Here is a 23,916-nt window from a genome sequence, read left to right as displayed (position 1 = left end):
GCGCAGGGATGCGTACGGAAACGCCGTGGGGGCCCTGGGACCCGCCCCCGCTCGACGAGGCCGCCCGTCTCTTCGCCCCCCTGCGCACTCCCTGGTGGATCGCCGGCGGTTACGCGATCGAACTCGCCGTGGGCCGTGCCATTCGGGCCCACGGCGACATCGACGTGCTCCTGCTGCGCCGTGACCAGCTCACCGCGCAACGGATTCTGGCGGGCTGGGAGTGGTGGGCCGCCGACCCGCCCGGCACCTTGCGCCGCTGGCTGCCCGGAGAGATCCTGCCGCCGCACGTGCACGACATCTGGTGCCGCCCGGGGCCCGACGCCCCCTGGCGCGTCCAGTTGATGCTCGACGACACGGAGGGCGCCGACTGGCTGTTCCGCCGCGACCCCCGCATCCGCCTCCCGCTCGGCCGGCTCGGCCTGACCTCGACGGACGGCATCCCCTACCTCACGCCCGAGGTGCAGCTCCTCCACAAGGCCGGGTCCCGGCGCCCCAAGGACGAACAGGACTTCACGGCGGCGCTCCCGGTTCTCACCGGGGACCAGCGGGCCTGGCTGACCGAGACCATCATCCTCGTCCAGGGGGCCGGCCACCCCTGGACGACCCGCCTGCGCGCCCGTTGAGTGCCGGCCCGCGCCGCCCTCGCGTCTCAGCCCGCTTCGTACGCCCTCCGCAGCGCGGCGATGTCGAGCTTCTTCATGGTCATCATCGCCGCGGTGGTCCGCGCGGCACGTCCGGCGTCCTGATCGGCGATGAACTCGATCAGCGCCTCGGGCGTGACCTGCCAGGAGACCCCGTACCGGTCCGTCAGCCAGCCGCAGGCCCCCTCCTCGCCCCCGTCCGTGAGGCGGCCCCAGTAGTAGTCCACCTCGTCCTGGTCCGCACACCGGATCTGGAAGGAGACGGCCTCGTTGAACGTGAACTCGGGTCCACCGTTCACCGCGATGAACTTCTGGCCGTTGATCTCGAACTCGACCGTCATCACCGACCCGGCGGGCCCGGGTCCGGCCTCGGTGTAACGCACGGTCCTGCCGCGGCGGGAGTTCCCGAAGACCGAGAGGTAGTACTCCGCCGCCTCCTCGGCCTGTCCGTCGAACCACAGACACGTGGTGAAGCCCTCGGTGGTCATCCCTGTCTCCTGTCATGAGCGCGTACCGGTCGGGTGCGCAGATCCACTCATACCGACCGATCCCGCTCGCGGACCGGAAAGGTCGCACGCGAGAGGTGCGGGCATCTGTGTCGGTACGGCCATCATCACCGGCAACGCATTCAGGACACCGCTCAACGCGCCGGACGACCCGGCGAGCCGCAGGTCACATCTTCCTTGCCGCCCAGGGGTGTTCGGCGATCCGTACGCGCCGCACCCCTCCGCGGCCGACGCCGCTCGGCACCACGTCCGCTCACAGACGACCGAAGGGGTGCGGCCGCAGAGCGGTCGCACCCCTTCGGACAGGAAAGGAGAAGGTCAGGCCTTCTTGGTCTCCCAGAAGATCTTGTCGATCTCGGCGATGTAGTCCAGAGCCTTCTGGCCCGTCGCCGGGTCCGTGGACGCCTTCGCGGCCGAGAGGGCCTTCAGGGCGTCGTTGACCAGCTGGTGCAGCTCCGGGTACTTCTCGAAGTGCGGCGGCTTGAAGTAGTCGCTCCACAGCACCGAGACGTGGTGCTTGGCCAGCTCGGCTCGCTGCTCCTTGATGACCACCGCGCGGGCCCGGAAGTGCGGGTCCTCGTTGGCCTGGTACTTCTCCTGGACGGCCTTGACGGACTCCGCCTCGATGCGGGCCTGGGCCGGGTCGTACACACCGCAGGGCAGGTCGCAGTGCGCGCTGACCTTCACCTTGGGGGCAAACAGGCGGGAAAGCATGGAGCTGTCCTTCCTCGTGATCGTCTTCTCAGGTGGGACATTACTCCGTGAGAGACCGCTTTTCGTGGGTGCCCCCATGGGCTTAGGCCAAAAGTCCGGGGTGAGGATGGGTCCAGTGGCCGAATCTGCGGAACGCTGTCGGAGAAGCGGAAGACGTGGATCAGGCGGAACAGGCGGAAGGCGCGGACGACGTGGACGACGCGGTGACAGGACGGACGGGGAGGTGTCGGAACGATGCGGGAGGTGCCGGAGGTGCCGGAGCCGACGTGGGAACGGTCCGGGCGGGGGCCGGCGGGGCGGATGCCCTTTCAGGTGGTGGAGGTGACGGGGCCGTCGATGGTGCCCACGCTGTATCACGGGGACCGGCTGCTCGTGCACTACGGGGCGCGGGTGCGCCCCGGGGACGTGGTGATTCTGCGCCACCCGTTCCAGCAGGACCTGCTGGTCGTCAAGCGGGCCGCGGAGCGTCGCCGGGGCGGCTGGTGGGTGCTGGCCGACAACTCGTTCGCGGGGGGCGACAGCACGGACTACGGGACGGTGCCCGAGGACTTCGTGCTGGCCAGGGCGCGGGTACGGTACCGGCCGCTGAAGAAGGGTCAGCGATCGGTGCGGGCCGTGCTGGTCTGGGCCGCCTCCGCGGTGCGGCCGGTCTCGGCGGCGCGTTCCGTCTCCAGGCGCTTGCGGGCCCGGTAGGCGGCCACGTTGGCGCGGGTCGCGCAGCGGTCCGAGCAGTAGCGGCGGGACCGGTTGGTCGAGGTGTCGAGATAGGCGTTGCGGCACGGCGACGCCTGGCAGAGGCCGAGCCGGTCCACTCCGTACGAGGTGAGGTGGAAGGCGAGGCCCATCGCCGCGATCGCCGCGTAGCCTGCCGTCGCGTTGGACGGGTGGTCGGCCAGGTGCATGTGCCAGTCCGGTTTGCCGTCCTTGTCGCGGAAGTCGTGGCCGGAGATCTGCGGGCTGACCGGGAACTCCAGCAGCAGGGAGTTGAGCAGGTCGACGGCCAGCGTCTCGTCACCGTCGTCCGCCGCTTCGAAGACCGCGCGCAGTCGTGCCCGCACGGACCGGAAGCGGGTCACGTCCGTGTCGGTGGCGCGGCGGGCCGCCTGCTGGTTGGCGCCGAACAGTTCGCGGATCGCCTCGACGGAGGTGAGGGAGTCCTTGCTGCGGGCCGGCTCCTCGGTGTTGACCAGAGTCACCGCATAGTCCGAGTAATAGGCCAGTTCCACTTGTAGTCCTTACGGCGTCGGTCTAGAGTCGGTGCGCGAACGGTGTAATAGTCGTTTTCGGAACCAGGGTATTACATGGAGGTCTCGTGGTGGAGTCGACGGCACCTACGAATTGGGCGGCCTGGCAGGAGAGCTGGGATCGGCAGCAGGAGTGGTACATGCCCGACCGCGAGGAGCGGTTCCGGGTGATGCTGGACATGGTCGAGGCCCTGGTGGGGCCCCGGCCGCGCGTTCTCGACCTCGCATGCGGTACGGGAAGTATCACGGACCGGCTGCTCAAGCGGTTCCCGGAGGCGACCAGTACGGGTGTCGACCTCGACCCGGCGCTGCTCGCCATCGCCCGCGGCCACTTCGACGGCGACGAGCGCGTCACCTTCGTCACCGCGGACCTCAAGGATCCCGACTGGGCGGGGCGGCTGCCGTACGAGTCGTACGACGCCGTGCTCACCGCGACCGCCCTGCACTGGCTGCACACCGAACCTCTCGCCGCGCTCTACCGGCGGATCGGCGGGCTGGTGAGGGACGGCGGGGTGTTCATGAACGCCGATCACATGATCGACACGGACACCCCCAGGATCAACGCCGCCGAGCGTGCGCACCGGCACGCCGCCATGGACCGTGCCAAGGCCGCGGGCGCGCTGGACTGGGCGGACTGGTGGGCGCTGGCGGCCAAGGACCCGGCCCTCGCGGAGCCCACCGCCGAGCGGTACCGGATCTACGGTGAGCACGCCGACGGTGACACGCCGTCCGTTCGGTGGCACGCGGACACCCTGCGCGAGGCCGGGTTCGCCGAGGCGCGGGCGGTCTGGGCGTCGCCGTCGGACACCCTGGTGCTCGCCGTGAAGTAGCGGCGGACGACGGGACCGCGCGGGGCAGGATTCGTGCCCGGGAGCGGGATTCGTGCCAGGGCTCTGCCCGGGGCGGGATTCTTGCGCGGAGAGGGGTGGGGGCCGGGTCGGCCGCCACCCCTCTCCGGCGTCCTCAGAGGACCTTGGACAGGAAGGACTGCGTCCGGGCGTGCTGCGGATCGGTCAGCACGTCGCGCGGGTGGCCCGCCTCGACGACGACACCGTCGTCCATGAAGACCAGGGCGTCGCCCACCTCACGGGCGAAGCCCATCTCGTGGGTGACGACGATCATCGTCATGCCGTCCTGGGCCAGCCCGCGCATGACGTCCAGGACATCGCCCACCAGTTCCGGGTCGAGCGCCGACGTCGGCTCGTCGAAGAGCATCAGCTTCGGCTCCATGGCCAGGGCGCGGGCGATGGCCACCCGCTGCTGCTGGCCGCCGGAGAGCTGGGAGGGATAGCTCCCCGCCTTGTCGGCAAGACCGACCCGGTCCAGCAGCCGTTCGGCCCGGGTCCGTGCCACGGCCTTCGTCTCGCGCCTTACCTGGACCGGGGCCTCCATGACGTTCTCGATCGCCGTCATGTGGGGAAAGAGGTTGAACCGCTGGAAGACCATCCCGATGTCCCGGCGCTTCAGGGCCACCTCGCTGTCCTTGAGCTCGTGGAGCCGGTCACCCTTCTGGCGGTAGCCCACCAACTCGCCGTCGACGTAGAGCCGGCCCGCGTTGATCTGCTCCAGATGGTTGATGCACCGCAGGAAGGTCGACTTGCCGGAACCCGACGGGCCGATCAGGCAGAAGACCTCGCGCGGGGCGACCTCCAGATCGATGCCCTTGAGAATGTGCGCGGTGCCGAAGGACTTGTGGACGCCCTCGGCCTTCACCATGGCGGTCATGCCATGCCTCCCTTCGGGCGGCCCAGCGACAGCAGATCGGCCCTGATCCGCTGCAGCGGGGTGGGCGGCAGGCTGCGGGACGAGCCGCGTGCGTAGTAGCGCTCCAGGTAGAACTGGCCGATGCTCAGCACCGAGGTCATGATCAGGTACCAGGCCGCGGCGAGGAAGTACATCTCCACCGGGGCACCGGACGACTGCCCGATGTCCTGGGCGTACTTGAACAGCTCGTAGAACTGCACGGCGGCCACCAGCGAGGTCGTCTTGAGCATGTTGATGACCTCGTTGCCCGTCGGCGGCACGATCACCCGCATGGCCTGCGGGATCACCACCCGCCACAGGGTTCTGCCGTGGCTCATGCCCAGCGCGTGCGCCGCCTCCGTCTGCCCCTCGTCGACCGAGAGCAGACCCGCCCGGCAGATCTCCGCCATGTAGGCGGCCTCGTTGAGCCCCAGCCCGAGCAGCGCCGTCAGCAGCGGCGTCATGAAGCTCGACCAGTAGTCCTTGTAGACCGGCCCGAGATTGATGTACTCGAAGACCAGCCCCAGGTTGAACCAGACGAACAGCTGGACCAGGACCGGCGTGCCGCGGAAGAACCAGATGTAGAACCAGGAGACCGACGAGGTCACCGGGTTCTTCGACAGCCGCATGACGGCCAGCAGGACACCGCCGACGATGCCGATCACCATCGACAGGGCGGTCAGCAGCAGGGTCTTTCCGACGCCCGTCAGGATGCGGTCGTCGAAGAAGTAGTCGGGCACCGCTCCCCAATTGATCCTGCCCCGGGAGAAGGCGTAGACGATCGTGGCGAGCGCCGCGATCGCGGCGACGGCGGCGACGTACCGGCCGTAGTGCCGGACCGGTACGGCTCTGATCGGCTGCGGCGCGGTCGTCGCGGTGGCGGGAAGGGGCGGCCGATCGGCCGGACCCGTCTTCTGGATGTCGGTCACGGAAGAGTCCTTTCGGTGCCGGGCGGGGACACGGAGAAGTCCTTTCGGTGCCGGGTCGTCAGGACCCGCCGTTCAGCTTCGCCTCGGTCACCGCTCCGGCCTCCACCCCCCACTTGGCGATGATCCGGCCGTACTCGCCACTCCTGATGACCGCGTCGAGGGCCGCCCGCACGGCCTTGGTGAGCCGGTCGTTGCCCTTGGCGACGGCGATGCCGTACGGCGCGGCCTGTACCTGCTCGCCGACGAGCTGGAAGTCCTTGCCGCCGCCCGAGGTCTTCACCGCCCAGGCGGCCACCGGGAAGTCGGACGAACCGGCGTCCGCCCCGCCGCTGCGCAGCCGGGTCCGGGCCTCCAGGTCGTTGTCGAACGTCTCCATGGCGATGCTCCTGCCGCCGGCGCACTTCTTCGACTCGGTCTTGGCGAGGTTGTGCGAGACGGTGCCGCGCTGGACGGCGATCTTCTTGCCGCAGAGGTCCGCCCAGGTCCTGATCCCCTGGTCGTCGCCCTTCCTGGTGTAGATCGAGACACCGGCGGTGAGGTAGTCGACGAAGTCGACGCCCTCGCCGACCTTCTTCCCCGTGTCGGAGTCGATGCCCTCCTGGCGGTTCCTGGTGTCGGTCATCGCCGACATGGCCAGGTCGTAGCGCTTGGAGCGCAGCCCCGTGACCAGCGTGTCGAACGTGCCGTTCTCGAACCGGAACGTCACGCCGAGCTCCTTGCCGAGCGCGGCCCCGAGGTCGGGGTCGATGCCGACGGTGTCGCCCGACCCGTCCTTGAACTCGACCGGCGGATACGCGATGTCCGAGCCGACCCTGATGACGCCCCTGGCCCTGATCTCCGGTGGCAGGAGCGCGGCGGCCGCGGAGCTGCCGACGGTGTCGGGTCTCGTCGGGTCGCCGGGGCGGGGGTGGTTCTTCGTCTGGTCGCCGCAGGCGGTCAGCAGCAGGGCCCCGGCGACCACGAGGGCCCCGATCGCCGCGGTCCTGGAGCGGGCGGCCGTGCGACGAACGGTGCGAGCGGTGGCCGTGATGGTGCGACGAGTGTGGTGAGGGGGCGGGCACGTGCGACGGGTGCGGTGGGTGGCCGTGATCGTGCGACGAGTGGTGTGTGCGGTCATGATCGGGCTCCTTCGGCGAGTGCGGTTCGGGGCCGGGCGATGAGCGACACACGACGTCGGATGCCGTCGCGTCGAGCGGGTAAGGAAACGCGCCGGAACCGGGCGAACCCGGTTCCGGGCATGTCAAAATCGGGTAACGGGCGATCCCCTGACAGCAGCGGCCGGTACACCGCGGCCGGACCATCCACGACGGCTCCCTCCGTGCGCCGGCGCGTCTCCGGCGCGTCTCGACAACTGGACGCCATACGTCGTTCGCCGTTCGGCCTACTTGTCCGGATATTCGACTATGAGTCGCATCACCGTGCGGCCATGAACTCGTCCGTAACACGGTCCGTCCGGTAAGAAAGACCTTTACACCCCTCATCCGGGGCTCAGGGCGCGTGTGCGGCGCGCCCCGCGCGTACGTATTTCCCCCCTGCCGGGGCGGGCCAACCGCCGGGCGCAGGGCGCGTACGCGGTGCCCGCCCACCCCTCCTCAACCAGGAGTGGCCACCCTCAAACGATGAAAGACTTAAGGGGTCAACACCATGGCAGCGGAGATCGTGAATCCTCGCAGCGACAGCACCACAGACAGCACCACCGACGAGCCGTTCGATCCGGCCTTCGCCCTGCACCGCGGGGGGAAGATGGCCGTGCGGGCCACCGTCCCCGTCCGTGACAAGGACGACCTCTCCCTCGCGTACACGCCCGGCGTCGCCAAGGTGTGCAGCGCCATCGCCGAGAACCCCGAGCTGGTCCACGACTACACCTGGAAGTCGCAGGTCGTCGCCGTCGTGACGGACGGCACCGCGGTCCTCGGTCTCGGTGACATCGGCCCCGAGGCATCCCTCCCCGTGATGGAGGGCAAGGCGATCCTCTTCAAGCAGTTCGGCGGCGTCGACGCGGTGCCGATCGCGCTCGCGACCACCGACGCGGACGAGATCGTCGAGACTGTGGTCCGGCTCGCCCCGTCGTTCGGCGGTGTGAACCTGGAGGACATCTCGGCGCCGCGCTGTTTCGAGATCGAGCGCAGGCTCCAGGAACGCCTCGACATCCCGGTGTTCCACGACGACCAGCACGGCACCGCCGTCGTGACGCTCGCGGCCCTGCGCAACGCCGCGAAGCTGTCCGGCCGCAGCCTCGGCGACCTGCGCGCGGTCATCTCCGGCGCGGGCGCGGCCGGGGTCGCCATCGCCAAGTTCCTGCTGGAAGCGGGGCTGGGCGACGTCGCCGTCGCCGACCGCAAGGGCATCGTCAGCCGGGACCGCGAGGACCTGACGGACGTCAAGCGGGAGCTGGCCGAACTGACCAACCGGGCCGGCGTCTCCGGCTCGCTGGAGACCGCGCTGGCCGGCGCCGACGTCTTCATCGGCGTCTCCGGCGGTACGGTGCCCGAGGCGGCCGTCGCGTCGATGGCGCCCGGTGCGTTCGTCTTCGCCATGGCCAACCCGAACCCCGAGGTCCACCCCGACATCGCGCACAAGTACGCGTCCGTCGTGGCGACCGGACGGTCGGACTACCCGAATCAGATCAACAACGTGCTGGCCTTCCCCGGCATCTTCGCGGGCGCCCTCCAGGTGCGGGCCGCGCGGATCACCGAGGGCATGAAGATCGCCGCCGCGAACGCGCTGGCGGACGTCGTGGGCGACGAACTCGCGGCGGACTACGTGATTCCGTCGCCGTTCGACGAGCGCGTGGCGCCCGCGGTGACGGCGGCAGTCGCCGCCGCGGCGCGCGCCGAGGGCGTGGCCCGGCGCTGAGGGCCCGTCGGTGACCTCTGACCGGGCGGCCACGTCCTGGCACGCACGCACCGTGCCGCGTCCGCTCTCCGGTCGAAGGTCACCCGACACGCTCTGAGGCCCGGGTGCGGGGCGCGGGTGCGGGTGCCGGATGCGGGGTGCGTCTGGGGCGGGCCCGCCCGCCGTCCCGCCCCGTTCGCCCCGCGCCTTTCCCACGTGCGGCGCCCCGCGCCTCCCCCACGTGCAAGCAAGTGCCCGGTGCCTCTTCCCTCCCACGCGCAGTGCCCCGCGCTCCCGCAGTGTGTCGCGCCCCGCGCGTTCCTCACGCCGTGCGCCCCGCGCCTTCCCGGTGCTCTCCTCGCACTGTGCGCCCGCGCACTTCCCTGGCGTTGCGCCCCGCGCATGCGCAAGCGTTGCGCGCCGCGCTTCCTCCACGTGCGGCGCCCTTGCCCGTTGTGCCTTCCGGGCCCTGTGGCCCGCGCGCCCCGTTCCGCGAACGGCCGCACCCGCGCGGCGCGCGTCACACCGGTGACCGGTATCGCCGCCCCACCCACCGGCCTATCGTCGGGACATGTTCGCCGCCTACGCATCCCGCATCGATCGCGACCGCCCCCTCACCGGCCTCGAACTGGGTGAACGCCCCGCCCCCGAGGCACGCCCCGGCTGGACCACCGTCCGGGTGAGGGCCGCGTCGCTCAACCATCACGATCTCTGGTCGCTCCGGGGCGTCGGCCTCACCGAGGACAGGCTGCCGATGATCCTCGGCTGCGACGCCGCCGGGATCGACGAGGACGGCAACGAGGTAGTTCTGCACTCCGTCATCGGGCAGAGCGGCCACGGTGTCGGCCCGGACGAGCCCCGCTCCATTCTCACCGAGCGCTACCAGGGCACCTTCGCCGAGCAGGTCAGCGTCCCGAGCTGGAACGTGCTGCCCAAGCCGAAGGAGCTCACCTTCGAGCAGGCCGCCTGCCTGCCGACCGCCTGGCTCACCGCGTACCGGATGCTCTTCACCCATGCCGGAGTGCGGCCCGGGGACTCGGTTCTCGTCCAGGGCGCGGGTGGCGGCGTCGCCACCGCGGCGATCGTGCTCGGCCGCGCCGCCGGGCTGCGGGTCCACGCCACCAGCCGGGACGAGGCCCGGCGGAAGCGTGCCGTCGAGCTCGGCGCGGTGGCGGCGTACGAGCCCGGCGCGCGGCTGCCGGAGCGTGTCGACGCGGTCATCGAGACGGTCGGAGCGGCCACCTGGTCCCATTCGGTGAAGGCACTGCGTCCCGGCGGCACGATCGTCATCTCCGGGGCGACAAGCGGCGACCGGCCCTCGCACGCCGAGCTGACCCGGATCTTCTTCCTGGAGCTGAAGGTCGTCGGCTCGACCATGGGCTCCAAGGAGGAGCTGAAGGATCTGCTGTCGTTCTGCGCGACGACCGGGGTGCGTCCCGTCATCGACGAGGTTCTGCCGCTGGACCGGGCCCGCGAGGGCTTCGAACGGCTGGAATCGGGCGACCAGTTCGGAAAGATTGTGCTCAGCTGCTCTTGAGGTGTGCGGGGTGAACTGCTCTGATCTGCGCCATGCGAATGCGAATGCGAGTGCGGACGTGGGCGCGAGTGCGGACGTGGGCGCGGGTGCGGGTGCGAGCGAGAGTGCGTACGTGGACGCGGACGCGGGCGCGGATTCGAACCGGCGGCGTACTCACCTCGACCGTCATGTCGTTCGTGCTCGCGGCGGGGGCCCTCGCCCCCGCCGCCGACGCGCACCCCGTTCCATCGGACCGGTCCGGGATCCCCCGCCTCACCGACGACGCCGGACGCACGCTCACCCTGCGCGGCTGGAACGTCGAGGACAAGGCGAACCGGGGCGACCGGGCGCTGACCGCCATCACCGAGAAGCACTTCCGCGACCTGCGCGCCAACGGCTTCGACTTCGCCCGGCTGCTCATCTTCTGGGACGACCTGGAACCCCGTCGCGGCCACTACAGCACCGCGTACCTGCGCCGCATCGAGCGCGTCCTGGACTGGGCGCGGAAGTACGGCATCCAGGTGCTTCTCGACGCCCACCAGGACGTGTTCGGTCCGGCGTTCGGGCATCGCGGCATTCCCGCCTGGGCGACCCGGACCGACGGGCTTCCCTTCACGCCGCATCCCGACGACTGGTTCTCGGAGTACTTCGAGCCGGCCGTCCAGCGGGCCTTCACCCATCTCTACGAGGACCCCGATCTGCGACGCGCCCAGGAGCGGATGTGGCAGGTCGTCGCCGAGCGCTTCGGACGCCATCCCGCCGTCCTCGGCTACGACCTGATCAACGAGCCGATGGGGGAGATCGCCGAGGGCGAGGACCTGCCGACCGCGGCCCGCCGCATCGAGGCCCGTCAGCTGACTCCGATGTACAACCGGCTCGCCCGCGCGATCCGCTCGGTGGACCGCGCCAACTGGCTGTTCGTCGAGCCCACCCCCGCCGTCGGCGAAGGCGTACCCACCGGCCTCGGGACGATCGCGGACCACCGGACCGTCTACGCCCCGCACTTCTACGACACCGCGATGGAGGCGGGCGCCGACTACGACCCGTCGGCCGGATGGATCGAGTCGTACGAGGCCGCCGTCACCGCGTACCCGGCACGGCACCGCCTTCCGGTCGTCGTCGGCGAATGGGGCCCGCTCAACAACGCGCTGCCGATGATGGGCCGCTTCTACCGGGACGCGATGGCCTCGCTGAACCGCTACACCTCGGGCTGGGCGGGCTACGTGTGGTGCTACGGCGGAGGCTACTGCGCGCTGGACGAGAACGGCGCCTTCGCGGTCAACAAGGAACGGACCGTCACGCCGTACGCGCCCGCCGTCGCCGGAACGGTCCACTCCGACACGTACGACGCCACCACCGGCGTCTACCGGCTGACCTACACGGCGGGCCGCAGGGGTGTCACGGAGATCTCCCTGCCGACCGCGGCGGGGCGGTGGTGCGTCTCCGCGCACGGCAGCGCCGAGGTGCGCGGGAGCGGGGGAGCGATCACGGTCCGGGCCCGCGCGGGGGCCCGCGTCACGGTCACGGCGACCCCGGCCCGGCGGCACGGCCGAGCCGATGCGACCCGCTCCCGTTGTCAACTTTGATTGACGTTGGTCGACTGTCAACGTACATTGACGGCATGAGTGAAGCGACGGATCTCGCCGCACGCGCCGGTGACCACGACCCCCGGGTGGGGTTGCGGGCGGTCGCCGCGTTGCGCCGGCTGCTGGAGCACCTCGAATCCGTGCAGGTCGTACGCGCCCGCGCGCAGGGCTGGTCGTGGCAGGAGATCGCGGCCGAACTGGGTGTCAGCCGACAGGCCGTGCACAAGAAGTACGGGAGGCGATGATGTTCGAACGATTTACGTCGGATGCCCGGTCGGTCGTGACCGGCGCTGTGGCCCGCGCCGAACGGACCGGTGCCGCGGCGGTCACGGAGGAGCACCTGCTGCTCGCCGTGCTGGACCGGGAGGGCGGCCGGGCCGCCGCGGTCGCCGCCTCGTCGGGGCTCCTCGACCGCCGGGCGGCGGTCGAGGCCGATCTGGCCGCCGCCCGCCGCCGCGGCGGTCTGACCCGCGCGGACACCGACGCGCTCGCCGGAATCGGCATCGACGTCGACGCGATCGTCGCCCGCGTCGAGGAGGTCCACGGGGAGGGTGCGCTGGACCGGCCGGGGCGGCGCGGCGCGCGGCGTCGCCCGTTCAGTCGCGAGGCGAAGGACGTCCTGGCGAGATCTTTGCGGATCGCCGTGGGGCGCAAGGAACGTTCCATCGGTGACGAGCACCTCCTGCTGGCGCTCACCGCCCGCCCCGGAGCGGTCGCCGAAGTCCTCGCCACCCACGGTGCGACGTACGCGTCGGTGAGCCGCGCGCTGGACGGGGACGGGAACAGGAGAGGAGACGGGTAGGGGCAGGAACGGGGGACGGGGAGAGCGGGGTGAGGGGGGCGGGTGGCGGCGGGCGGTGACCGGCGGACTTCGGCCGCCCGGTCCCCGGGCCCCGTCGCCCGGCGTGGCGGCGGGCCCGGCCCGCCGCCACGGTTCACTTCTCCTCGTCGTTCCCGCCGTCCGTGCCGTCGCCCTTCCGCAGCAGTGCCCCGATGCGGGCCGCCGCCGTCGACAGGTGGCGACGGGTCTCGGCCAGCTGTTCCTCGGTGACGCCGTGGTCCCGTGCGGTGTCGCGGACGCCGTCGCGGAAGCGGTCCAGCAGCCGGTCGAGGTCCCGGGCCGGGTCACCGGTGCCGACGATGTCGCGGCCCCACTCCGGGTCGGCTTCGGCGGCGGGCTCCGGCTTGACGTACGGGGGCCGCCCGCCCGCCCTGGCGAAGTTGCCGAGCTGTCCGGTGATCTCGGCCAGCCCCTCCCGCACGCCCGAGGGCCAGTCGCCGCGTGCGAAGTGCTCCTGCACCTGGCGGGCGGCGTTCTGCATCTGCTCGCGCGCCCTCTCCTGCGCCTCCTTGGCCTGACGGCGGGCCTGTTGGGCTTCCTCGCGGGCGCGGCGCGACTCGTCCTTCGCCCGGCGCGCCTGCTCCTTCCATTCCTGCTTGGCCCTGCGCAACTCCTCCTTCGCCACGCGCCACGCCTCCTTGTCGCCGAGATCCGTGAAGTCGGCGAAGTCGGTGAAGTCCGGGAAGTCGGGGAAACCGCCGAGAGGAGACTTCCGGTTCCCCGGGCGTCCCGCGGACCCGGCGGGAGGCTGCCGGGTTTCGTGCGCCGCGGCCCTCATCTCGCTGCGCAGCTTGCCGGCCGCGCCGCGCACGTCGTCCCGTATCTCGGCGGCGAGCTCGGAGACGGAATCCTTGATCTCCTGTTCCAGGTCGGCGAGTTCGCCGGTGCGTCCGGCCAACTCGGCGCGACCCGCGTCGGTGATCGAATAGACCTTGCGGCCGCCTTCGGTGGCATGGGTGACGAGCCCCTCGGCCTCCAGCTTGGCGAGCCGTGGGTAGACCGTGCCGGCCGAGGGCGCGTAGAGCCCGTGGAAGCGCTCCTCCAGGAGGCGGATCACCTCGTATCCGTGGCGAGGGGCCTCGTCGAGCAGTTTCAGCAGATAGAGGCGGAGGCGGCCGTGGGCGAATACGGGGGGCATGTCAGAGCACCTTTCCGGTCGGCTCGGCGTCGTACGCGTCGTCCTCGGTCGCGGGGCGGCGGAGCAGGGCGATCGAGCCCGAGACGGTTGTCGCCCGCAGCTTTCCGGTTCCGGCGCCGAGGGTGCCGGAGATCTTCTTCGCGCCCCACTGGCCGCTGACCCGCAGGTCCTCGAAACCGTTGGACACGGCGCCGCTCGCGGTGTTCGCCTCGACCGTCGCGTCCGTCGGCTGCGGCAGCCGGACGGCTACCTCGCCGGACACCGTGGTCAGCCGGATGTCCGTGAGCTCTCCGGCCGGGACCGGGCCGAGGTCCAGCACCATGTTGCCGCTCACCGATTCCGCGCGAACCGACGGACCGGTGCCCTCGACGACCGTCAGATCGCCCGCGACCGTCTGGAAGCGCAGCTCACCGGTGACCGACTGGGCCTCCACGCTGCCCGACACCGTCTCGGCCCGGACCGGTCCGGCGAGCCCGACGAGCGTGGTGTCACCGGTGGCTCCGCGTACCTCCGTGCGCCCGCGGATGCCGGACACCACGGCCCCGGCACCGACCACGCCGACCGCCACGGCCGACCCGGCCGGTACGGCGAGGGAGACGACCGCCCTGCGGTTCCAGCCCTTGCGGTCGAACCATTCGAGGAGGCCGTTCCACGACAGGCCCTCGTACGCCACCGTGAGGACACCGGCCTCCTGGGTCACGATCAGCGGCGGCCCCTCGATCTCGGAGACCTCCAGGCGGGCGGTCGGCTCGTCGGTGCCGACGATGTTGACCGCGCCCCCGACGATGCGTACGTCGAGCGACGTCACGGGGGCGTCGAAGGCGAGCTTCTGGGGCTCGGCGATGGCCCATGTCGACACAGGCATGAATCTGGCCTCCCGGGGAAACGCGGAATGACGCAACATATCGCGTCTCTTGTGAACACGATATATCGCGGAATTGTGAAGTCAAGGGAGGAAGCCGGAGGAAGCCGGGGAGGAAGTCGGGGGAAGCCGGGGGAAGCCGGGGCGGAAGTCGGGGGAGCACGCGCGGGAACGATGATGCCGGGCGGAGAGACCGCGCGGGTGGAGAGGCCGCGTGCGGGGGATGAGTCCGGGCCGGGGAGTCCGGACCGGGGGAGGAGGGGACGCCCGGGAGCGAGACGGCCGTGGTGTGTGCGACGGGCCGGGGCCGGAGACTCGGGCCGAAGGCGGCTCCCGGACCGGCGCGCCCTGTGTGCTCGGTGGTCCCTGCGCACCCGGTGCGCTCTGTGTACGCGGTGCCCCCGGCGCCGGGGCGTCCGGCCGGTCCGGTCCGGTCCGGGATTTGAGGCGCCCGGCCGGTCCCGGGGCGCCCGACGCCGGGGTCCCGTACGAGGCGGCGCCCGGCAGCCGGAGATGTGCTTCCGCGTCTGCGTGCTTCCGCGCGGGGCATCGGGTGTGCGACCTCGGGCGGTCCGTGCGGTTGCTGTCGGTACTCACCGGGGACGAGGTCCGACGGCGTGCACCGAGGAGGCGGGAGGTGGGTCCCGGAGGGGGCACCGGGGCGGAACGGGTCCGTCGGGCGGCTCGACACCGGCCCGATCCGTCAGCGTCCGGTACTGTCCGGCGGCTTCCGCCGGATGCGCTGCGGGCCGGTGGGCCGGTGGGCCGGGGGGCCGGGGGGCCGACGGGCTGTGCGGCGGCCGGGCTACTCGTCCTCGTCCTCGTCGTCGAGGCGGGCCAGCCAGGTGGCGAGGCGCTCGACCGGCACCTCGAAGTCGGGGTTGAGGTCGACGAACGTACGCAGCTGCTCGGCGAGCCACTCGAAGGTGACTTCTTCCTCGCCTCGCCGCTTCTCCAGTTCCTCGATGCCGCGGTCGGTGAAGTACATGCCGCACAGCCTAATGCCTGGTGACGGCCCCCGCGGAGGCCGGAAGCGCGCCGCCGGGCCGGTCCGCGGCGGTGGTGCGGCCGGGGCCGGCGGCGGATCGTGACCCCCGTCGAGAACCCCCGCGCGGGCCCCCGCGTCATGGTTCATGTACCTCGCGCGGGTCGCGTACTGCCGTTAGCCTGCGGGTAGTTGGGAATCGGGGGGTTTCATGGACGACAACGGAGCTCGCGTCACGCGCATCGAGATGCCGGACGGCACGCCGGTCTGGGCACGGATCTCCGGTGCAGAGGAACTGGCGGCGCCCTCCCTGGGGCCGGCGTTCACGGACATCGGTTACGGGGACTTCGCCGACCAGGTACAGGCCCGGGTGGAGAGCCTCCGGGGCGTCGTGACCAGTGTGGCGCGCTCGCTCGCCGAGCCGCTGCGCGCGGTGCGCCCCGACGAGGTCAGCGTCGAGTTCGGTATCGAGCTCACCGCCAAGGCCGGCAAGGTCGTCGGACTGCTGGCGGACGGCGAGGCCAAGGGCGGTATCACGGTCACGCTGACGTGGCACGGCGGAGGGCCGCCCGTCGACCCGGCGATCCCGTCGCAGGGCGGTGCGGGCACGGCGGGGCGGACGCCGTCGGTCCCGGACGCGGAGCCCTCCCCGCCCTCGTCGACGTATGCGGCCCCTCCGCGCCCCGCCCCGCCCATGCCGCCGGGCCCCCCGCCCGCGCCGCCGAACGGGCGGGACGATGTGCCGCCCGCGTCTCCCGGTGGCCGGGACGACGCGTCCGCCGCGGCTCCGGGCGGTCCGGACGAGGGGTCCGCCGGGGGCTCGGGCACGGGGGCGTCCACCGGCGCACCGATGCATCGGGACGGGGACGGCCGGGGTGCCGGGAGCCGTTCATGACCCAGCCGCCGGGCTGGGGCGCAGGGGGCGGCTCGGAGAGTGCGCACCGTGCGCTGGCGGGCCTCGTGATGGCGGCGACCGTCCGCATCCACCGGCCGGAGCCCGGGTATGCCCCTGACGGATCCGACCGGGGATTCCTGGGGAGCGGCTTCTTCGTCGCCCCGAGCTGGGTCCTCACGTGCGCGCACGTGGCGATGGCGGGGGAGGGGCGGCAGGTGAGCGTGGTCTTCAAGCCCGACCCGGGCAGCGCCGAGACGGTGGTCGAGGGTGCCGTGGTCGCCGCCATGCCCGAGACCCGGCCCGGCAGCCCCGGCCCCCGCGGCGGACGGGCCGCCGCCCCGGGCGGCTGGCCCGCACCCGACCTCGCGCTGATCCGGTTGCTGCGGCCGGTCGAGCACCCGTGCGTGTACGTCACCGAGCGTCCGGCCGGCATGTTCGGCGGCGGGTCCGTCCTCTACACGGGCTGGACCGCGGGCGGATCCGGGCAGCTGACCCGGTTCAGCGGGCGGTGCCAGGTGATGGGCACCTTCGGCGACTGGGCCGAGGACGACGAACAGATGCGGCTCGACGGCGACCGGATGTACCCCGGTCTGTCCGGCGGCCCCGTGGTGGACCTGGCCCGCGGCGAGGTCGTCGGCGTACTCAAGTCCCGCTCCGACGGCACGACGGGCGGCACCTCGATCGGCCTCGAACGGCTGCGCACCCTGCCCGTACCGCCCGGAACGGTCGCCACCGAGTCCGACGACCCCTATCACGCGGTGTTCCACGCCCACGACCGCTACCACGCCGACCGGCACACCAGCCCGGTGGGCACCGAGCGGACCTGGGCCGACCTCCAGCGCGAGCTGGGTGCCGGGGCGGGGCGCGCGCTGAGTCCCCAGCAGCGCATCGACCTGCTCGGCAGGCTCGCCGACCTTCCGCCCCCGCTCAGCACCCGCAGCCTCCTCGACCTGCTGAACGAGCTGCCGGACACCCACCCGGGAGAGCACCACGCGGCCCCGCGCGGCTGGCGCGACGGACTCGGCGCCCTGTACGACGCCCCCGGGGGCGACAGCGCGCTGGAACTGGTCCTGCGCTACTGCATGAGCGCGCTCTCCGCCGAACGCCCCTACGTCCTGCCGTCCACGCCGGACGCCGAGGAGGCGCTGTGGCAGTGGGTGAAGCGGATCGCCGAGGACCGGCTCTCCCGCAAGTTCCGCCACGAACTCGCCGGGATCCGGTACAACGACCGGCACGCGGCCGGTCGCGAGCACCCGCTCGTTCCGGCGCCCACGACCGAACCCGCCAGACCGTTCGGCGCGCCGTTCGTCGTGCTGGAGCTGGAACCGCGCGGCTGGGAACGGGACCGCTACGACTGGCGGGTCGGCGTCGCCCGGCAGTCCGGGGAGGTGCTGCCGGTCGCCGAGGACAGCCGGGGCACGTCACCGGACGCCCTTCCGGCCCGGCTCGCCGCCCCGCTCGCCGAGGCGTTCCGGCGGTGCGACGAACCCGACGCCCCGGCGGTGCTTCAGGTCGTTGTCCCTCCGGCCCTGATGGACCTGGAGGTCGACGCGTGGCGGCCGGACCCCGACGGGCGACCGCTCGGGGTGCTCCGTCCGGTGGTCGTCCGCCCACTGCACCGCGGCATGTTCGTGGCCGGTGGAGGGGCTGATGGAGCAGCCGGTGGAGCGGCGGACGAAGGCACCGACGAAGGCGCCGACGAAGGAGGGGACGAGCGCGAGGCGCGCTGGAACCGGGCCATGACCGTTTCGATGCAGGCCGCCGTCGTCGACTGCGAGGACGGGATGGGGGTACCCGTACCGGCGGCGGAGGAACTGCGTCGGCTGGCGTACGAGACAGTTCCGGTGCTGTGCAGGTACGGCGAACGGCCCGGCCCGGAACGAGCGGCCGGACTGGGACGGGTGCTCGAAGCGGGCTTCGGGCTCGCCCTGTGGAGGCGCGGGGCGGCCGAGCCGGCCGCGGTCTGCGCCGACTTCCACCGGCGTGCCTCCGACGAGGTCGCCGCGGCCCGGACCCCCGATCGACTCCCCGGGAAAATACACGAATGGAGGCAGGGGGTGCATGCGGGGCGTACGGAGACGTACTGGTCGGCCGGGGTTGCCGTGATGTATGACGACCCGCACCAGCAAATCCCCGGCCACGGCGACTACTTGGAAGCGCCGTGAGAGCCGTCCGGCCCCTTACGGGGGGTGCGCCGGATCGCTACCGTGATGCACGTTCGACTGCTGCCCCTGGCGGACGAGTGACGACGAGGAACACGCTATGAGTGAACCCAGCGAGTGGCTCATCTATCGAGGGGCCGGCGAACCGCACGAAGGCATCGACCGGCTGCCGCCCCCGCCCCCCTGGCGGGACTTCGCGGGCCGCGGCGCCCCGGACGGCGACGGGCCGGACGGCGACGGATCGGCCGACCGCCGTCTCGGCGGCTACCGGCACATCGCCGAACTCCACCGGCCGGGGGCCGAGGAGCTGGAGATGATCAACGCGGCGCTGTATCTGCGGCGGCCGCTGCTGGTCACCGGGAGCCCCGGCGCGGGAAAGAGCACGCTCGCCCATTCCGTGGCCCACGAACTCGGTCTGGGCCGGGTGCTGCGCTGGCCGATCGTCAGCCGTTCGACGCTCCAGGACGGGCTCTACCGCTACGACGCGATCGCCCGGCTCCAGGACGTACAGCTCGCCGCGCACGCCGCGTCGGCCGGGACGACCGGAGCCGAATCGGCGGAGAACGTCGGCAGCTACATCCGGCTCGGCCCGCTCGGTACCGCGCTCATGCCCTCGGACCGGCCACGGGTCGTCCTCATCGACGAACTCGACAAGAGCGACATCGATCTGCCGAACGACCTGCTCAACGTGTTGGAGGAGGGCGAGTTCGGCATCCCCGAGCTGGAACGGATCGCCGACCGGCTGCCCGACGGCGAGGCGCAGGTACTGGACCACGACGGCAACAAGGTGACGGTGCGGGGCGGCAGGGTGCAGTGCCGGGCCTTCCCGTTCGTGGTGCTCACCAGCAACGGCGAACGGGACTTCCCGGCCCCGCTGATGCGCCGCTGCGTCCACCTGGAGCTGGGGCGCCCCGACCACCAGCGTCTCGCCACCTTCGTGCGCGCCCACCTCGGCGACGAGGCGGCTCGCTCCGGGGACGATCTCATCGCCCATTTCCTGGAACGGTCCCGGAGCGAACTCCTGGCCACGGACCAGCTGTTGAACGCGATCTATCTCACCGACGCCGCCGCGCCGGCCGGTCGGGACCGTCTCGCCGACCTGCTCATCCAGCGACTCGACCGGCCGAGGTGATGCGCTGATGTCCGATGGCGCGGCGCGGCACGGACCGCAGGGGAGACGCGGCCCCGACGGCGACCCCGAGGATCCGGCGCGGGGCCGCGACGACGACGCGCCGGTGGTGCCGCATGACCCGCGGGCGGACGGGGCGGGGGCCTCGGACACGGTGAACGGCCCGTCCCGGGCGGGGAAGGCGGCCCCGGAGCCCCGGCCGTACGACGGCGGGCTGCTGCCCGAGTTCGTCGCCCGGTTGCGCGAGGCGGGACTCGACCCCGACGCCGAGCAGCTCTGCGACGCCCTCTGGCTGGCCCGCTGGACCCGCCACCCCGACGCCCCGGGCGATGACGAGGGGACCGTTCCGCCGCTGTCCGACGCACCTGCCGCGACGCCCCGGCCGGACGGGGCGTCCGCGTCCCCCGTGTCCGGCCGGGACGGCGTCCCGGCCGCCCAGCCGGACGGCGATGACGGCGGCGACCCCGCGGAGCGCCGCCAGGACGCCGGGGGAGCGGACGGGCGCGTCGCGCTGCACCCCGTCCCCCGGGCCACGCCGTCAGCCGGGCCCCGCACGTCCGGGCGCGGCGCGGGCGGCACCCGGGGGGCGACACTGACCTTCGGCGTGCCCGCCGCCCCCGCCCTTCCCGCACCACTCGAACTCCAGCGCGCCCTGCGCCCGTTGCAGCGCTACCGCCCCGCCGCGCCGCCGATGCGCCACACCCTCGACGAGGCGGCGACCGCCGAGCGCAGCGCCGGGGCGGGCGGGCTGATCCTGCCGGTCTTCCGCGGCGCGTCCCGGCGCGAGTCGGTGGTGCAGTGCGTCATGGACGCCTCGTCCTCGATGCTGGTGTGGGACCGCCTCTTCGGCGAACTCCAGCAGATATTCGGGCAGTTGGGGGCCTTCCGGGACGTCCGGGTGCGCTATCTGCACCAGGGGCCCGACGGTGCGGCCGTGGTGAGCCGCAGCCCCGATCCGGCGGCCGCGCCGCTGCATTCCGCGGACCGGCTGAGCGACCCGACGGGCCGCCGCGTCACCGTCCTGGTCAGCGACTGCGCCGGTCCGCTCTGGCGCAGCGGCCGAGCCCACCGGCTGCTCCACCACCTGGCCGGTCAGGCCCCCACGGCCGTGCTGCAGCCGCTGCCGCAGCGGATGTGGAGCCGGACCCGGCTGCCGGTCACCTACGGCTCGCTGTCGCGCGGTGACGGTCCCGGCGGGGCCGGCGTGCTGAAGGTCGTGGAGCACGCCGGAGCGGGACCCGCCGTGCACCCGGGCGCGCTCCCCGTTCCCGTGCTCCCGCCGGTGGAAGGGGCGTTGGCGGCCTGGGCGAAGCTGCTCTCCGGCACCGGCGCGGGGCAGGTGTCCGGCGCCGTCGGCTGGGTGCGGGCCGACCAGCCCCCGGCTGCCGTCCAGCGCCCCGGCGACGGGCTGTCCTCGCTCCAGCTCGTCAGCCGCTTCCGCTCGACGGCCTCGCCCGCCGCCGGGCAGCTCGCGGTGTACCTCGCGGCCGCCCCGCTGTACCTGCCGGTGATGCAATTGGTGCAGCGCACGATGCTGCCGGACTCCGGTCCCTCGGAACTTGCCGAGGTGCTGCTCAGCGGACTGCTGACGCGGGCCGGGACCGAGGACGCCGCGGAGGCCGGCGGCCAGTGGTACGAGTTCGCGCCCGGCGTTCGGGAGGCCCTGCTCGGCCCGCTCGGCCGGGACGAGGCACTGCTCGTCCTCAAGCACTGCTCGCAGTACATCGAGCAGCGCTACGGCAAGGGCGGACCGAACTTCCCCGCCCTTGCCTTCGCCCAGTTGGGCGAGGGCAGGTACGGGCCCGCGCCGCTCACCGACCGGGCCCGGACCCCCGGGAATGGCGCGGGTGACGACGAGTTCGAGGAGGGGGACGAGGACGGGGGGAACGACACGGGCGGTGCCTCGCGCGTCCCGCATCCCTTCGCCGAGGTCGCCGTCCGGGTGCTGGAGCGCTTCATGCCCCTGCCCGACCGGTTCGTCGTCGACCCCGACCGGAACCTGCCGCCCGCCGACCCGCCGACACCGAACGCGGCGGTGGAGAGCGCCCGCGTCCTGCTGCGGCACTTCGAGTCGGACGGCATGGTCCAGTACCTGATCGACGCCGTGCAACTGCTGCGCGGTGCCACCGAGCGGCAGGACGGACAGGGCTCCGAGCCGGGGGTGTGGGCCGAGTACTCGCGCTGCGTCCTGCGGCTGTGGGAGGTCCAGGGCGACGCCGAACTGCTCCGTGAGGCCGAGTACGCCGCCGAGCGGGCCGCCGCGCACCCCGGCGCGATGCGCGAACGGGCGGCTCTGGCGAAGGTGTTGCACGCCGCGGCCGACGACCGCCGGGGGCGCGGCGACCGGCGCGGGGCACTGGAACTGCTGCGTCGCGCCGACCGCGAGTACACGGCGGCGTGCTCGGCCCCCGGACTGGAACCCGCCGAGGCCCTCCGGCTCACCCTGGAACGGGTCCGGGCGCTGGAGGCGCAGTGGCGGCTCGACGGCGACAGCGCGCTGCTCCAGGCCGCGTGCGGCATGCTGGAGGCGTTCGCCGACGCGTGGCACGACCAGGAGAACCGTCCCGCCGCCCTGCCGCTGGCGCACGGCCGCACCCTGCTCAGGCTCTCCGGGGCCACCGTCGACACCGAACAGTCCCGGGCGTACGCCGCCCGGGCCGCCCGCTCCCTGCGCACGGCCTTCCAGCAGGAGGGCGGCCGGCACACCGTGGGCACCGGGACGCGCGTCCTGCTGGACCTGGTGGACGCCCTGCTCGCCTCCGGCGCGGAGCCGGACGAGGCGGCCGTACTGGTCGACCGGGCCCTGGCGACCGTACGGGACCAACGGCTGCGCGCCTCGCTCCTGACCCGGGCGGCCCGGGTCGGGGTGGCCCGCTACGAGCACACCGGCGATCCGGACGAACTCGTCGAGGCGGCCGACCGGTTCGCCCGCGCCGCCCGCGGCGTGCCGCGCGACTCGCAGGCCCACGCCGACCTGCTCGCCGAGTGGGGCGGCACCCTGCTGCGGCGCGCCGGGCTGCCGGACGGGCGGGGTCATATCGGGGCTGCGGTGCGGGTGCTGCGCGACTGCCGCACCGAGACCGCGGCGGGCAGCGCGCGGCAGTCCGAGCGGCTGCTGATGCTGGGCCGGGCACTGATGCTGCGGCACCGCGCCACCGAGGACCGAGTCGACCTGCGGGAGGCCGAACACCTCTTCGGACTCGCGGCCCAGGAGGCGACAGAACCGCTGGCCGAGGCGCGCTGCTGGCTGGATCTGGGCCTTGCCCATCTCGACGCCGCCCGGGTGTTGCGGCGGCCGGCCCGGCTCGACGAGGCGGCGGAGGCGTTCCGGGACGCGGCCGAGGCGGCCGGAACGGCGGAGGAGGAACTGGAACATCCGCAACTGCTCCGGCAGGCCGTCGAGTTGCGCGCCGAGGCCCACCACTGGCGGGGGACGACCTACGAGAGGGCGGGCCGTCCCCGGGCCGCTCGCGACGCGTACCGCGCGGCACGCCACGAATGGCGCAAACTGCCGGACGGCGGCGGCGCAGCGGGGGAGGCGACCGTCGCGCGGCTGGCGGAGCTGGAGCGCTGACCGCCTCGGGCGGGGCGCCGACGGGCGCGCCCGCCGGCGTGTCCGGTACGACCGGCGCACGACGACACCGGCGGACAGGACGGCGCACCAGGCGTAGGCCGCGCCGTGCGGGGCATCCGTACAGGAGCGGCCGGTGCGGGCGCGGCCCCGTGCCGCCGCGGGCAGCACGGCACGGGGTGTGACGGAGGCCGGTGGCCACCGCCGCACGGGCAGAGGCACGGTGCCGGGAACCGGGCCCCGACGGCACGCTCGACGGCGAGCGCGCGTACGGGGCCGTGTGCCGCGGAACCGCGCGATACGGAACCACGCGATACGGAACCACGCGTTACGGGGAGGCGTGATGAACGAGTCGACGGGGAACGACGGGCCGTCCGACGGGCTGTCCGGTGGATTGCCCGACAGGCCGTCCGAGAGGCCGTCCGGTGGGCCGGACGCACTGCCGGAGCTGCTGGAGCTCGATCTGGAGGCGTTGCGGACCCTGGACCATCCGGTGCTCCGCGACGTGGTCGCGGAACTGCGCGAGCGGGCCGAGCAGCCGCGGGAAATGCTGTGGGGGTTCACCAACGCCTTCTGATCCGGCGCGCGCCGCGGCGGTGGGCTCCCGATCCGCCGCATG

At 72.8% G+C, this 23,916-nt stretch carries 22 protein-coding genes; 13 read left to right on the top strand and 9 right to left on the bottom strand.

Translation table 11 applies throughout. From position 1 onward, the window contains the following. The first annotated feature begins 8 nt into the window (after positions 1 to 8). On the top strand, positions 9 to 623 hold the full coding sequence (locus ACF1CT_RS02305) for a nucleotidyltransferase domain-containing protein (RefSeq protein WP_391781847.1): 615 nt from the start codon (positions 9 to 11) through the stop codon (positions 621 to 623). 26 nt (positions 624 to 649) lie between these two features. Here the strand turns inward: ACF1CT_RS02305 and ACF1CT_RS02300 are convergent, their stop codons facing one another. Next, entirely contained in the window at positions 650 to 1,129 is a 480-nt protein-coding gene (locus ACF1CT_RS02300) for a VOC family protein (protein WP_391781846.1), read from the bottom strand. Positions 1,130 to 1,465: 336 nt separating this feature from the next. After that, positions 1,466 to 1,861: a superoxide dismutase, Ni gene (sodN, locus tag ACF1CT_RS02295; protein WP_327369805.1), complete on the bottom strand. Its 396-nt coding sequence runs from the start codon at positions 1,859 to 1,861 to the stop codon at positions 1,466 to 1,468. Positions 1,862 to 2,095: 234 nt separating this feature from the next. Between sodN and sodX the strand changes: the two genes are divergently transcribed. Next, entirely contained in the window at positions 2,096 to 2,554 is a 459-nt protein-coding gene (gene sodX, locus ACF1CT_RS02290) for a nickel-type superoxide dismutase maturation protease (RefSeq protein WP_391781845.1), read from the top strand. On the opposite strand, the gene ACF1CT_RS02285 is transcribed toward sodX, so the two are convergent. Beyond that, positions 2,458 to 3,087: a CGNR zinc finger domain-containing protein gene (locus ACF1CT_RS02285; RefSeq protein ID WP_391781844.1), complete on the bottom strand. Its 630-nt coding sequence runs from the start codon at positions 3,085 to 3,087 to the stop codon at positions 2,458 to 2,460. The genes sodX and ACF1CT_RS02285 overlap by 97 nt on opposite strands. A gap of 158 nt (positions 3,088 to 3,245) precedes the next feature. Here ACF1CT_RS02285 and ACF1CT_RS02280 point away from each other — a divergent pair, with 158 nt between their 5' ends. Beyond that, positions 3,246 to 3,935: a class I SAM-dependent methyltransferase gene (locus tag ACF1CT_RS02280; protein WP_391781843.1), complete on the top strand. Its 690-nt coding sequence runs from the start codon at positions 3,246 to 3,248 to the stop codon at positions 3,933 to 3,935. A gap of 133 nt (positions 3,936 to 4,068) precedes the next feature. On the opposite strand, the gene ACF1CT_RS02275 is transcribed toward ACF1CT_RS02280, so the two are convergent. Genes ACF1CT_RS02275 through ACF1CT_RS02265 form a run of 3 tightly spaced genes read right to left on the bottom strand, consistent with a single transcriptional unit; the run spans position 4,069 to position 6,894 of the window. Continuing rightward, entirely contained in the window at positions 4,069 to 4,830 is a 762-nt protein-coding gene (locus tag ACF1CT_RS02275) for an amino acid ABC transporter ATP-binding protein (protein ID WP_391781842.1), read from the bottom strand. After that, positions 4,827 to 5,777 (bottom strand): amino acid ABC transporter permease, encoded by a 951-nt coding sequence (locus ACF1CT_RS02270; protein WP_391781841.1) that lies wholly within the window; start codon positions 5,775 to 5,777, stop codon positions 4,827 to 4,829. Before ACF1CT_RS02270 ends, ACF1CT_RS02275 begins: the two co-directional genes overlap by 4 nt. Positions 5,778 to 5,835: 58 nt before the next feature. Then, positions 5,836 to 6,894 carry an ABC transporter substrate-binding protein gene (locus tag ACF1CT_RS02265; RefSeq protein WP_391781840.1) on the bottom strand — a complete coding sequence of 353 codons (1,059 nt, stop codon included), beginning with the start codon at positions 6,892 to 6,894 and terminating at the stop codon, positions 5,836 to 5,838. Between the two features lie 527 nt (positions 6,895 to 7,421). Between ACF1CT_RS02265 and ACF1CT_RS02260 the strand changes: the two genes are divergently transcribed. The 5 genes from ACF1CT_RS02260 to ACF1CT_RS02240 all read left to right on the top strand — a co-directional run bounded on the left by ACF1CT_RS02260 (position 7,422) and on the right by ACF1CT_RS02240 (position 12,516). Further along, a complete protein-coding gene (locus ACF1CT_RS02260; RefSeq protein WP_391781839.1) occupies positions 7,422 to 8,633 on the top strand; it encodes an NADP-dependent malic enzyme in 1,212 nt (403 codons plus the stop codon). A gap of 550 nt (positions 8,634 to 9,183) precedes the next feature. Then, the gene (locus ACF1CT_RS02255; RefSeq protein ID WP_391781838.1) at positions 9,184 to 10,149 is read left to right on the top strand and encodes a zinc-binding dehydrogenase; all 966 of its coding nucleotides are present in this window, start codon (positions 9,184 to 9,186) and stop codon (positions 10,147 to 10,149) included. A 167-nt stretch (positions 10,150 to 10,316) separates the two neighbouring features. Then, positions 10,317 to 11,714 (top strand): cellulase family glycosylhydrolase, encoded by a 1,398-nt coding sequence (locus ACF1CT_RS02250; RefSeq protein WP_391781837.1) that lies wholly within the window; start codon positions 10,317 to 10,319, stop codon positions 11,712 to 11,714. Positions 11,715 to 11,749: 35 nt separating this feature from the next. Then, positions 11,750 to 11,959, top strand: a complete 210-nt coding sequence (locus ACF1CT_RS02245) for a helix-turn-helix domain-containing protein (RefSeq protein ID WP_391781836.1) — start codon at positions 11,750 to 11,752, stop codon at positions 11,957 to 11,959. Further along, on the top strand, positions 11,959 to 12,516 hold the full coding sequence (locus tag ACF1CT_RS02240) for a Clp protease N-terminal domain-containing protein (protein WP_391781835.1): 558 nt from the start codon (positions 11,959 to 11,961) through the stop codon (positions 12,514 to 12,516). The genes ACF1CT_RS02245 and ACF1CT_RS02240 overlap by 1 nt, the downstream gene beginning before the upstream one ends. A 133-nt stretch (positions 12,517 to 12,649) precedes the next feature. On the opposite strand, the gene ACF1CT_RS02235 is transcribed toward ACF1CT_RS02240, so the two are convergent. The 3 genes from ACF1CT_RS02235 to ACF1CT_RS02225 all read right to left on the bottom strand — a co-directional run bounded on the left by ACF1CT_RS02235 (position 12,650) and on the right by ACF1CT_RS02225 (position 15,543). Beyond that, positions 12,650 to 13,693: a helix-turn-helix transcriptional regulator gene (locus tag ACF1CT_RS02235; RefSeq protein ID WP_391781834.1), complete on the bottom strand. Its 1,044-nt coding sequence runs from the start codon at positions 13,691 to 13,693 to the stop codon at positions 12,650 to 12,652. 1 nt (position 13,694) lies between these two features. Continuing rightward, on the bottom strand, positions 13,695 to 14,558 hold the full coding sequence (locus ACF1CT_RS02230; RefSeq protein WP_391781833.1) for a DUF4097 domain-containing protein: 864 nt from the start codon (positions 14,556 to 14,558) through the stop codon (positions 13,695 to 13,697). Positions 14,559 to 15,360: 802 nt separating this feature from the next. Beyond that, entirely contained in the window at positions 15,361 to 15,543 is a 183-nt protein-coding gene (locus ACF1CT_RS02225; RefSeq protein ID WP_003961784.1) for a DUF6104 family protein, read from the bottom strand. A 208-nt stretch (positions 15,544 to 15,751) separates the two neighbouring features. Between ACF1CT_RS02225 and ACF1CT_RS02220 the strand changes: the two genes are divergently transcribed. From ACF1CT_RS02220 to fxsA, 5 genes are all read left to right on the top strand, one after another. After that, on the top strand, positions 15,752 to 16,435 hold the full coding sequence (locus ACF1CT_RS02220; RefSeq protein WP_391781832.1) for a CU044_2847 family protein: 684 nt from the start codon (positions 15,752 to 15,754) through the stop codon (positions 16,433 to 16,435). Next, positions 16,432 to 18,600 (top strand): trypsin-like peptidase domain-containing protein, encoded by a 2,169-nt coding sequence (locus tag ACF1CT_RS02215; RefSeq protein ID WP_391781831.1) that lies wholly within the window; start codon positions 16,432 to 16,434, stop codon positions 18,598 to 18,600. Before ACF1CT_RS02220 ends, ACF1CT_RS02215 begins: the two co-directional genes overlap by 4 nt. A 97-nt stretch (positions 18,601 to 18,697) precedes the next feature. Further along, complete coding sequence (locus ACF1CT_RS02210; protein WP_391781830.1) at positions 18,698 to 19,729, top strand: AAA family ATPase; 1,032 nt, start codon at positions 18,698 to 18,700, stop codon at positions 19,727 to 19,729. Positions 19,730 to 19,736: 7 nt separating this feature from the next. Next, on the top strand, positions 19,737 to 23,300 hold the full coding sequence (locus tag ACF1CT_RS02205; RefSeq protein ID WP_391781829.1) for an SAV_2336 N-terminal domain-related protein: 3,564 nt from the start codon (positions 19,737 to 19,739) through the stop codon (positions 23,298 to 23,300). A 340-nt stretch (positions 23,301 to 23,640) separates the two neighbouring features. Further along, positions 23,641 to 23,874 carry an FxSxx-COOH cyclophane-containing RiPP peptide gene (gene fxsA, locus ACF1CT_RS02200; RefSeq protein WP_391781828.1) on the top strand — a complete coding sequence of 78 codons (234 nt, stop codon included), beginning with the start codon at positions 23,641 to 23,643 and terminating at the stop codon, positions 23,872 to 23,874. The last annotated feature ends 42 nt before the right edge of the window (positions 23,875 to 23,916 follow it).

The sequence above is a fragment of the Streptomyces sp. NPDC014734 genome, from assembly GCF_043083325.1.
GTDB lineage: Bacteria > Actinomycetota > Actinomycetes > Streptomycetales > Streptomycetaceae > Streptomyces.
This window is presented reverse-complemented; position numbering and strand designations above follow the sequence as displayed.